The organism is Hymenobacter segetis (genome assembly GCF_038448715.1).
GTDB lineage: Bacteria > Bacteroidota > Bacteroidia > Cytophagales > Hymenobacteraceae > Hymenobacter > Hymenobacter segetis.
The window spans coordinates 1-11,089 of record NZ_JBCEVZ010000108.1; the positions used below are offsets into that span (position 1 = coordinate 1).

At 62.1% G+C, this 11,089-nt stretch carries 11 protein-coding genes and 1 pseudogene; 10 read left to right on the forward strand and 2 right to left on the reverse strand.

Annotated elements, in window-relative coordinates:
• The 10 genes from AAFH49_RS22030 to AAFH49_RS22075 form a co-directional block, all read left to right on the forward strand.
• Positions 1-2,461: VirB4 family type IV secretion system protein (locus AAFH49_RS22030; protein ID WP_342301613.1), on the forward strand; the 2,461-nt coding region annotated here is incomplete at its 5' end.
• Between the two features lie 2 nt (positions 2,462-2,463).
• Entirely contained in the window at positions 2,464-3,588 is a 1,125-nt protein-coding gene (locus AAFH49_RS22035; protein WP_342301614.1) for a hypothetical protein, read from the forward strand.
• 15 nt (positions 3,589-3,603) lie between these two features.
• Complete coding sequence (locus tag AAFH49_RS22040) at positions 3,604-4,278, forward strand: hypothetical protein (RefSeq protein ID WP_342301616.1); 675 nt, start codon at positions 3,604-3,606, stop codon at positions 4,276-4,278.
• 67 nt (positions 4,279-4,345) lie between these two features.
• Positions 4,346-5,095: a conjugal transfer protein TraK gene (locus AAFH49_RS22045; RefSeq protein ID WP_342301618.1), complete on the forward strand. Its 750-nt coding sequence runs from the start codon at positions 4,346-4,348 to the stop codon at positions 5,093-5,095.
• 19 nt (positions 5,096-5,114) lie between these two features.
• Positions 5,115-6,014 (forward strand): DUF4138 domain-containing protein, encoded by a 900-nt coding sequence (locus AAFH49_RS22050; protein ID WP_342301619.1) that lies wholly within the window; start codon positions 5,115-5,117, stop codon positions 6,012-6,014.
• Positions 6,015-6,032: 18 nt separating this feature from the next.
• Positions 6,033-7,427: a conjugative transposon protein TraM gene (gene traM, locus AAFH49_RS22055; protein WP_342301621.1), complete on the forward strand. Its 1,395-nt coding sequence runs from the start codon at positions 6,033-6,035 to the stop codon at positions 7,425-7,427.
• A gap of 32 nt (positions 7,428-7,459) precedes the next feature.
• Positions 7,460-8,350: a hypothetical protein gene (locus tag AAFH49_RS22060; RefSeq protein ID WP_342301623.1), complete on the forward strand. Its 891-nt coding sequence runs from the start codon at positions 7,460-7,462 to the stop codon at positions 8,348-8,350.
• 6 nt (positions 8,351-8,356) lie between these two features.
• On the forward strand, positions 8,357-8,896 hold the full coding sequence (locus tag AAFH49_RS22065) for a hypothetical protein (RefSeq protein ID WP_342301624.1): 540 nt from the start codon (positions 8,357-8,359) through the stop codon (positions 8,894-8,896).
• A gap of 18 nt (positions 8,897-8,914) precedes the next feature.
• Complete coding sequence (locus AAFH49_RS22070; protein ID WP_342301626.1) at positions 8,915-9,304, forward strand: hypothetical protein; 390 nt, start codon at positions 8,915-8,917, stop codon at positions 9,302-9,304.
• A gap of 27 nt (positions 9,305-9,331) precedes the next feature.
• Positions 9,332-9,694: a hypothetical protein gene (locus AAFH49_RS22075; protein WP_342301627.1), complete on the forward strand. Its 363-nt coding sequence runs from the start codon at positions 9,332-9,334 to the stop codon at positions 9,692-9,694.
• Positions 9,695-9,767: 73 nt separating this feature from the next.
• On the opposite strand, the gene AAFH49_RS22080 is transcribed toward AAFH49_RS22075, so the two are convergent.
• Together AAFH49_RS22080 and AAFH49_RS22085 are read right to left on the reverse strand one after the other, a co-directional pair.
• Positions 9,768-10,028 (reverse strand): hypothetical protein, encoded by a 261-nt coding sequence (locus AAFH49_RS22080; RefSeq protein ID WP_342301628.1) that lies wholly within the window; start codon positions 10,026-10,028, stop codon positions 9,768-9,770.
• An 824-nt stretch (positions 10,029-10,852) separates the two neighbouring features.
• Positions 10,853-11,089 (reverse strand): annotated as a pseudogene (locus AAFH49_RS22085) (hypothetical protein); the annotation flags it as partial.

Genomic DNA, 11,089 nt, shown 5'->3' on the forward strand with positions numbered 1-11,089 from the left:
CTTCCAGACCGCGCTGGTGGGCGTGCTCCGGCCCCTGCCGGTGGGCACCATCGTGCAGAAAACCGACATCTACTACGACCGGCCCTACCGCGAGGACAAGACCCAGCAGACCTACTTCGAGAACAAAATGAACAAGCACTTCTTCGAGCGGCTGGTGCTGTTTCAGAAGTCCTACCTGTTCATCTCCTTTGCCCCGGTGGCCGTCAAGTCGCCCAAGACCAACGCCGTGAATGCGCTGGTGGCCCGCGCCGGCGAGGCGGTGCTCAAGAACCCGTTTGCCCAGCTCGTGCACACGCTCGAAGCCGCCGAAAGTGGGGCCGTGGAATTCATTCAGGGCATTCAGAACCTGGGCGGCGTGACTTTTGAGCGGCTGCCAAGTGAAGACATTCACCAGCTCTACCTGCAGTACTTCAACCTCAACTTCGACGGCCAGCCCACCCGGCAGGAGCGCGAAATCGGCAACGCCCTGGGCACTTTCAGCGTGGGCGAGCACAAGGTCAACGTGCTTTCAATGGTGGGGCAGGGCTCGGATGCCTACCCGGCCGTGCGCAACGGGTACGGGGTGACGGCGCCGATGCTCTACCCGCTCACCCACATCCTGCAGTGCCCGCACGTGCTCACCCAGGCCCTGCTCATTCAGGACACCCGCGCCGAGCTCAGCTCGCTGGACACTGACCGCAAGCTCAACGCCTCGCTCTCATTTCTGGCCACCCAGGACAACCACCTGCGCGCGGCCGAAGTCGAGGAATTCACCGCCGAGGTGCGGGCTGAGAACAAGCAGATTGTGGGCCTGCACCTCTCGTGCGTGCTCTGGGACACGAACGACACCAGCCGGCGCGAAAACGTGGAGCGGGCCACCGCGGCCTTTCGCTACATGTTCGGCACCGAGAGCGTGGTGGAAAGCTACCTGGCCCTGCCCGTGTTCTTCGGCCTGCTGCCCGGCAACGCCTGGCAGGTGCCGGACCGCTGGCTGACGAGCACCGCCGACCGCGGCGCCTGCTACACCCACTGGACGGCCACCTACAAAACCGACCCGGTGGGGGAGTACCTCACCGACCGGTTCCGCAACCTGGTGCAGGTAAACCTGTTCAACACGGCCCTGGACAACCAGAACGCCATTGTTATCGGCCCCTCGGGCTCGGGGAAGAGCTACACCTTCGGCAACCTGATTGTGCAGCGCTTCGAGAAGGGTGCCCGCCAGATTATCATGGACGTGGGCGGCACCTACCGCAACGTGCTGCAGTCGCTCAACGGCGAGGACTTCGACAACACCTACTTCGAGTACGACCCGCAGCGGCCCATTGAGTTCAACCCCTTCGTCGTGCCGCGCGACGCCACGGGCAAGTGGCTCTACAACGACGAGAAGACCAACTTCCACCTGGCTTTGCTGGCCGCGCTCTGGAAGGGCGGCAAGGACACGGCACTGGATAAGTCGGAGCGCACCATTCTTTCGCGCTTTCTAATTGAGTACTACGCCGGCCTGAACGAGAGCCCGCGCCTGAACCAGAAGGACGAGGAGTTTCCCGGCATGGAAAGCTTCTACCGCTTCGTGGAGCAGTACGACCAGGAAATGCAGAAGCCGGTAGCCCTGCCTGGCGACGGGGTGGAGCCCGACCCGCTGGATGGCGCCCGCCGACAATACCAGAAAAACCTGAAGTACATCGACATGCACCAGTTCTTCCTGGTGCTGGGCCAGTACATCACCGGCGGCCGCTACGAGCGGGTGCTCAACGCCCAGCGCGACGTGGATTTGTCGGAGTACCGGCTCATCTGCTTTGACCTGGCCAAGGTGCAGGCCGACCCCGACCTCTACCCCGTGGTGGCCATGCTCATCACCGAGCTGAGCCTGGACTTGTTTCGCAGGTTTCCCGATGACATCAAGTACATCGCCCTGGACGAGGCCTGGACCATGCTCTCGGGGGTGCTCTCGGAATTCATCGAGTCGATGTACCGCACCATCCGCAAAACCAACGGCTCGGTCACCATCATTACCCAGGGCATCACCGAGATTACCAGCAGCAAGATTGGCCCGGCCATCATCAATAACTCGGCCACCAAGATTATCCTGCGCCATGTCAACCCCGACTCGCTGGCCCAGCTGCAGGCCCCCCTCGGTCTGACGGGCCACGAGATGGACCTGATTAAGTCCGTCCGCTCCACCGAGGCCCTGCGGGAGTTCTTCATCAAGCAGGGCGCCAAGGGCAAAGTTTTCGCCCTGGAGGCCTCCCCGCAGCTCGATGCCATCCTGACGTCCAAGCCCGTGGAGCGCAACCACCTCAACAAGCTGGTGAAGTTCTACCAGCAGACCCAGCAGCGGCCCAGGACCGACAAAAACGGTCATGTGCTGCTGAATGCGGAGGGGCAGATGGAGTACGAGCCGGTGCGCGTGCAGCGCCTGGATTACGCCGTCGACCAGTTTGTGGAAGATAAACAGGCCCAGAAGGGGGCCCTGACCCGATGAGTATGCTTGCGATGGTTGCCTACGGCATCGACCCGGGCTTTCTGCGTGCCTGCGACCAGACCCTGCAGGTCGTGCTCACCGCCTGTCGCTTCATCACGCCCAGTTTGATGGGCATTGCCCTGCTCTACACCATCGGGCGGGGCTTTATCTCCGGCAGCGGGCTGGCCATGGACTGGGGGCCGATTATCAAGGCCACGTGGATATTCTTCCTGCTGTTCTTCTACCAGACGCTGATGGATACGCTGGGGACGGGCATCGCGGCCTTCACGGCGCTGTTTGCCACGAACCAGTCAGCGGCCGAAGCCCTGCGCGACCTGACTACTCCACCCGCCGTTGCCGCGGCGGCCCGCAATGATTCCATGGGCATTGGTGATGTTGTCTCGGGGGCCTCGGCCCTGATGACCAGCATATCGGAAACGCTGTCCACGTTCACGTTTTCGGGGCTGATGACCCGGCTGTTTACGGCCACCACGGTGCTCATCATCCGCAAAATCATGACGTTCATCCAGCAGTTCATCCTGGGTTTTCTGTACGTCTGCGGGCCGATTGCCATGACCCTGTCAGTGGTACCCTCCTTCGGTCAACTGGCCATGAAGTGGCTGCAGAACTTCCTGGCCGTGCAGATGTGGGGGCTGACGTTCGTGCTGCTCGATACCCTTTATAAGTTCTATGCTGAGTCGGCCCGCGCCCCTGGTGGGCTGTTTGGCAACATTGTGAACGGGCCTCAACAGTCGGTCGATGACCAGATGTTCATGCTCACCTCGGTGGCCTTCGTGCTGCTCTACGTGATGGTGCCCTACCTCACGTCGCTGTTCATTGGCTCCTCGGCCGCGCAAGGCTTCGTCGGCTCCATGACGGGCATGGCCGTGGGCGCGGCCACCGCTGCCGCCGGTGTCGTGGCTCCCGGTGGGGGCGGGCTGGCAAGCGCTGTTGGCCGCGCCCTGGGTAACGGGGGCGGCGGTGGAGGTGGGGGAGGAGGCAATAGTCCTGCCGCTTCGAGCGGCAACGCGGCCGCCAGTGGCGAAGCGCCCAGCGGTTCTGCTTCCTCCGGTCTACCGGTCATCACTATGGCGGATGCGCTGAATCCATCCTACCGGCAACGCGCCTCCGGCATCTGGACAAAATAACTAACGCCTCACGCTATGAAAAGCCTGCTTATATCCTTCACCGCTATCCTGTTGGGTAGCCTCCCCTCTGGCTGTCAATCGGACAATACCAAGCCCTCCTCCAGCACCGCAGAACCAGTACCTGACCGTACAGCTCCAACAGCAGCAGCTCCGGGGGCAAGCTCTCCAGCCCTACTGCCCCCTTCGGCAATCGATGTGCGCACGGGTGTGGAGCAGCAAACGCCAAAGCAAGGCTACCTGCAGGTGATTTCCGCCAAAGTGTTGAAAGCTGAGCCCATGCAGGTAACGCTGCCTTGGATGTGGGGCTCGGATCCGGACCGCCCCGGTGGTCGAAAGGTCGGCACCGCACCTGGCTACCGTATTTCCTATGAGGCCGTGCTCCGCTGGAAGCCAACAGGCTACGGTCCTAAGGAAAAGATACCGACTTCCCTGCCGCTGTACTCGCCCAACGGAACTGATTCACTGGCTGGCTTTCAGGTAGGAGCGGAGGGCCTCACGAAGCCCGAGCGCTTCAAGGTCTCCCAAATCCAGCCCAGTACGCCCGTGACAGTGCGCGGCACCCTGTATGCCTATATGGGGCAAAACAACCAGAAACAGTCGGCTCTGGTGGTATACCCTTACCGCGACCCTTTCGGTCTGCCAGAACCCAATAGAATGACCTTCCTACCACTCAAATCAACAGGACTGTAGAATTGCAGAATTGCAGATATGTAGTACAGCAGAGCATTCTCTTTCCAAAACTCACAAGCAATCAGTAATGGATTCCGCCAAAGACTTAAGTACCTCTTTCTCCACCATGCGCAACCTGGCGCTGGGCAGCGTGCTGGCCCTGCTGCTCGTGGCCCTGGCCTCGGGTTTCCTCGTGTACCGCGCCTACGAAAACAGCGGCCGGCGCGTGTACGTCGTTTCGCAAACCGGCTCGGTGGCCGCCCTCTCGGCCGGCAACGACGCCCACACCCCTTACGAGGCCCGCAACCTGGTGCGCCAGTTCATGCAAACCATGTTCGGCCACGACCAATATACCTACAAGGCCAACCTGGACGCGGCGCTGCCCTTAATTGAAGGGCGCGGGGGCCGGCGCATCTACGAGGGCTTCACCCGCGGGCAGGTGCTGCAGAACTACGAGCGCTACGCCGCCCGGAACGTGGTGACCGTGGACAGTGTGCTCGTAGACATGAGCAAGCGCCCCTGGTCGGGCGCGGTCTACATTAAGCAGCGCATTTTCATCGGCGGCCAGCAAAAGGAGCCCCTGCCGCTGGCCGCCAAGTTCAACCTTGTGGAAACCAACCGCTCGGATGCCAACCCTTACGGGCTGCTCATCACCAACTTCGACTACATCCCTTACTCGCCGCAGCTAACGCGGGAAGAGCAGGAGCTGCTGCAGTCTCAGGAAACCGACCGTCAGCGCCGCCTGCAGGAAGCCGAGCGCAGCCTGGCCCCGGCCGGCCCGCCCACGGCCCCCGCAGCCCCCGACGGGACTTCGGCCCCCACTACTCCGGCTAAGTAACCATTTATCCCTTTCACCAATGCGTCTTTACACCCTTCCGGCCCTGTTAGGGCTGCTCTCCCTGCTTTTTCAAACGGCGCCGGCTGCCGCGCAAAGTGCCACTACTTCCCCAGCCGCTGCCGTGGTGGCCACCGATAATCTGCTGGACGTAGCGGTATCCGACTCCTCTACCACCTACCTGGTCTTTGGTGGACCGGTGTCGCTGGTTGACGTGGGCATGGCCAATAACTACCTGGTCAAGATTGAAGCCAATGCCGTGTTTGTACGCGCCAAGCGCAAGCACGCGCCACCTACTCCCATGCTCATCCGCTACGGCTCGAAGTACTGGATGGGCCGGCTCGTGTACGTGAACCGCCCGGTGCTGCAGCTCTACGACTTTCAAAAGGACGGCGCGCTGAGCATCAATGGCAAAAGCGCCAGCTCCACGGGCGCGGCCCCGGAAAACGAGCTGGCCCTGGACAAGGAGCGGGAAAAGAAGGCTGTCGTCGAGGGCAAGCTCAGCAAGCTGCGCAAAACCCGCGAAGAGCATCAGTCGGTGGCCGTGGTCGATAACGACCTGGTGCTGTCGCTGGCCAACGTGCGCAACGACAAGGATTTCACCTACCTGCGCTTCAAGGTCATCAATAAGACAAACATCGACTACAACGTGGATTTCACCGACTTCCAGCTGGTGGAAAACGCCCAGAAGAAGTTTCTGGCCCGCAAAAAGAACGAGGCCCGGCGCCCGCTGGCACCCGCTGGCGGGGGACCCAATCAGGTGATTACCGGGCGCACCACCGGCTACCTGACCTATGCCATTCCGCTGTACGCCGCCACCGAGCGCGGCTATCTGGAAGTGACCCTGCGTGAACTCAACGGGGCCCGGGTGCTGGTGCTGCCCGTGCCCTCCCGCGTGATAAACCGCGCCGCCACCATTTAGTGCTGTCCGTCCTTTTCTATGGAACCTATCACTCCGACTACCCAAGCTAACAGCCCAGCGACCCGCCCCGAAAGCGAGCAGCCTGCCCCGACGGTCGCGCCCGTAAAGCGCACCCCCACGGAAATCCTGCGCTCGAACTGGATGGCCTTTGCCGGCCTGCTGCTGGTGCTCGTCATCGGCGGCCTGTTTATGTGGCTGAAATCGGCCAAGGAAGCCGCCCAGCAGCAGCGCGAGCCGGTGGCGGCCGCCTCGGCCAACATCGAGCCCGAAATACCCTCGGTGGAAAATGCGCCTTCGGCACCGACCGCCTCCCCTTCGGCCCAGATTGAAGCCCAGCGCCGGGCCGAGCAGGACGCCCAGAGCGCCCCGGCCCGGGCCACGGACCAGGATGTCGTCGACGTGTTTGCCGTCGATACCACCGGCCTGGCCCTGCGCAAGCGCCGCCGGGCTCAAGTGGCCGCCCAAGCCGCCGCCCGGCGCACCGAAGCTGCCCGCTTGGCTGCGGCCGACGTGGACACGATTGAAACCACGATTCAGGACCCTTCCACGGGCTCTTACCGCGCCCAGACCCTGGTGGTGCCGCGCCGGCGCCTCACCGCCAGTGGCGGAGGCCGCCCCCGGCCGGTTAATAGCCGAAGCGGGCGCAGCCTGGTACCCACCCGCGACGTGGACGGCACCCCGTTTGAGACCGACCCGGACGTGCTGGCCATGCTGGGCTCCTCGCCGCCGGAAACCCGCGCCGCCTACGAGCGCATGACCGGTAAGCGCTACCGCGACCCCAACCAGACCGCGCAGCTGCTGGCCAACCGGGTGAATGCCCCCGGCATGGATGGGTTCAACACGGTGAAAGTGGGCAACGCTACCCGCATGATGGCCCAAGGGAGCCAGCGCGAGCAGCAACTGGCCCCGGACGTGTTTTTCAAGTGCGTCATCAACGGCGAGCAGAAGGTGCGCACCGGCTCGGTGGTTATCCTGCGCCTGCTGGAGGATGCCGTGGTTTCCGGGGTCACCTTCCCCAAGAACATGGTCTTTGCCGGCGTGGCCACCGTGGGTACCAACAACGTGACGCTGGAAGTCAACCGCCTGGGTCCGACGCGGGTGCAGGCCGACATCTACGACTTCAACTACATGCCGGGCATCATGATTGACCCGGTGAAGCGCGTGGCCAAAGAAGCGGGGATGGCCGGCAACGAGCTGCAGCAGCAGACCACCCAGGAAATCAGCACTGCCATTGACCGCTCGGCCTCGGCGGCGAACTCCGTGGTGGGCGTGGGCGGCCGCGTGGCCGCCTCGGTGCTCGCCCGGCCCAAAACCCGCACCAAGCTGCGCGACGTGCTGCTGCCCGACGGCTACCCTATCCTGATTACCACCGCGGCCGCCGGCCAGCTGGGCCCGGAAGCAGCCGCGCGCTGATTCCTTTTCTCTCACGCTAATCCCCTACGACGATGAAAAAGATGCTTTTGCCGGCCCTCGTGGCCCTGGCGCTGGTTCTGGCTCCGAGTGCTGACGTTGCAGCTCAGGCCGTGGTGAATGACCCGCTGCACATGGGCGTGCACATCGGGCAGTTTGCCAAACAGCTCAAGGAATGGACCGAAACGGTCAAAAACTACCAGGTTATCAAGGACGCCAGGCAGATTGCGGGCGTCACCAAAGACATTACCGGTGAGGTCAAGAACATTACCGACGAGACCCTGCAGCTGCAGCGCCAGGTGCAGGCCGACCTGCGCAAAGTGCAGAGCATTCAGGACCTGCGCCTCTCCAACCCCCAGGAACTGTTTGCCCGCGCCCTGGCCATGTCGGGCCGGGGGCAGAGCAACCAGTACATGCCCGTGTTTCAGAAGGCCGAGCGCCTGCGCCAGGCCCTGCAGCTCAACAACCCCCAGCAGGATTTGAACACGGTGTACGACGTGTTTTCCCGCTTCGGCTCGGGTGCCACCGCCGGCAACAACCGCATGAGCTCGCAGCAGTACCAGCAAAAGCGCGAGGAAGCGGCCGTCTCCACGTTTGCCTACGAGGAGATGATGCAGAAAAAGAAGATTGCCACGGCCTTCGGCTACTACAAGATTGCCGACGAGATGACCCAGCAGAGCATCGAGATGAATGCCACCCTCAAGAACCCCGGCCGCTACGCCATGACCGAAGGCGAGCGGATGGTGGCCCTGAATACCTCGAACGACAACATGATTAAGGCCATGCAGCTGCGCCAGGAAGCCGACCGGCTGCTGGCGGAAGCTTCCCAACCCGGCCCCTCACGGCAGGCTGCTGAAATGGTCTATTCCGACATCCTGGTGCAGAACGCCCTCATCAAAGCGGACCGGTCCCGCCCCCGCAACTAACTCTTTATGAAAAATCTACTGCTAGTGGCCCTGCTGCTGGCGGGGGCCGGCGCGGTGCCGGCCCCCGCCCAACGCCACGTCCAACACATTTCCAGCTGGGGTGCCCACCTGGGCCGCTCCGGGAAGGGCGACTTCTACGAGCTGAGCAACACCAGCATGCTCACCAACCGCCTGGCCCTGCGCACGAGCGTGCTGCGCGACGCCGGCACCCTGAGTGGCCGCGGTGAGTATTCCAGCTACGTGGGCCGGGTGCTGCTCGCCCCACAGCTTTTCCGCCTGGGCGAAGTCGCCTACGTGCATCTGCTACTGGGGGCCAGCGCCGACTACGAGCGCACCGGTGAGAACGGCACCGTGGAACCGGCCGCCGACGCCCAGGAGCCGCAGCGCTTCACCTACGGCCCGCTGGCCGGGGCCGAAGTCGACTGCTTCCTGGGCAACCGGCTTTCGCTGGTGGCCACCGCCACCAAAGGTTACCTATTCAACAACCCGATTATCGACCAGTGGCCGGGCTACGCCAGCGCCGGCCTGCGGTACCACTTTCGCTAACCCTCGCTTTTCTGACCTATGAAACGACTGGCTTATCTGCTGCTGAGCGGCCTCACCTTGGCGACCATGTCCAGCTGCTCCAAAGACGACGCTACACCCGCCGGTCCCAGGGAATACCAGGTAGAATACCGCATTTCCTCCCCCACGGCCCCGCAGTCGGACTACCTCAGCTACGACAACGAAAGCGGCGGCACGACTACGCTGAGTAACATCCCGCTACCGGCTACCTACCGCTTCAAGCGCACGCTGAAGCAGGGCGACCATCTGAGTCTGCTGGCCAGCCTCGACGGGGGCACTGCCGCATCGGAAATCACAGCCGCCATTTTGCTCGACGGGCGGGAAGTGAGAAAAGAAACCGGCCGCGGCGCCGGTGCGCAGGCGGTGCCGGTCTACGTGATTGGGCAGTAGGGTAGAATTCAGCTACATTATACTTTCATGGACTCTCCCTTTGCTTCCGCTGGCTTTCCCGACCCGGCACTTGTCATCAACTATCCCACCGCCCTGCGCTTCGTCCGCCTCCGGCTCAACCGCATGGCGCACGGGCAGATGAAGTCCTGGGCAACCGCGCACCGCTTCAACTACGCCCGGCTGGTGGAAATTAAAAAGGACGACCGGCAGCTGTACGCCCTGCTAATAAAGCGTCTCTTCGCTGCTTTCGGCTACTCGGTTGACGTGCTTCGCTTGATTTCAATTACCAACGAGAAAAGGCATTTTTATTGGTTTGCAACGCCGGAGGCCTACGCACTGTTTCGCCACGAGCTGCGCGCCTACGATGAGCTGGTCAGGCTGGCCAGTTAACCAGGCTTTGTTCCGAAAGCAATAATAAAGGCCATCCAGCAAACTGGATGGCCTTTTTTTATAACAAGTATGGCTACGCGGCTTTGCTCAGTTCCCGCTGCAGGCACTCGCGCAGCTGCTGGTAGGACTCCGGGCAAATCCGGATGGCGGGCTCCGCGGCGGTGCAGTACAGAAACGTGGGGTTGGCCAGGGCAATGGCCCGAAACCAGGCCGACTCGGGGGCTTCGGTGGAAAGGGATAGGGAGGAGGTGAATTCCTCTTGGATGAGCCGAACCACCAGCGGCTGCACGGTAGGGCATAGGCTGGAGAACCGGCGATAGGGACTCGCGGACATAAGGTAGTACTTCGATGGAAAGTGTAGGAAACGCCCTGCCTGCGGCCGCCTGAGTGGGGCCGGGAAGGAAACATGGCGTCAGCGGCACCGCCCCTCACACGATGCTCGGGGTTGTGACCAGCTGATTACAGGAAGTAGGGTACGCTAGGCCAGGGAGCCCACAAAGAGGGCGGGCCGCTGCTGAATGGGCAGCGGCTGCCGGTGAGCCCAGCTCAGCCAGTCGGCAGTCAGGTCTGCTGACGAGGGGCAGGGATGCAAAGCGGAGAATTTCAAGGCCAGCATACTCGGCAATCAGTTCGACGGACAAAGCTAGCCATTACGAGCAAAATAGGCAGCTCTTGGGTCGTGGAGCCACAAAATTTATAGTATCGGGGCCCAGCAGTCCGTGCTCAGAACTCCGGTAAGAGCGCTGTGGCTTCTGCTGTATATCCTCTGCACCTACCAGCATCAATACACCTGGCAGCATCGGTACATAAGGGCAACAACTTCCCTCTTATTGGAAAATATTCGCCCCTTTGGGCCTCTTACTGGAATATTTTCCCCACTTATTGCCCGGGCCTCCCTGTTAATGGAAAAAGTGCGGCTCATCTGAGGTACCGAGGAAGCTTTGGACCGTTCCAACGGACTTGGAGGCCACGGCTCTGGGTTACGAGTCAGCGGCATCGCCAGAACTACTACCCTACTCCACGTCGCCCGGCCTTGCCCCGTGAGCCCTTGCTGAGCCCATTGCCATAGCACAGCCTCGCGCCAATAATACCCCCAATGTGCTGAAAAGGCTCTTTTGTCAAATCCTAACGGGCAGTGGTGAGCCCTTTGGGAGCCCATCACTCTTCTACGCTGGCGCTCTTGAAGAGCTGCAGACGGTGCGTCTTGGCAATGGCTTGTTGCTGCTTTTTCGGCACATCCGCTTCGGCCGCAAACGCGTGCCAGCTCGCTACCGCGTCGACCACCCGCTGGATTATCTCCCGGGGCTTTTTCACCCGCACGTTTTTGGCCAGGTGCAGAAAATCCTCTTCCGTAAAATCGTCGACCTTGCCTGCCAGCGTCATCTGGTGCTGGCT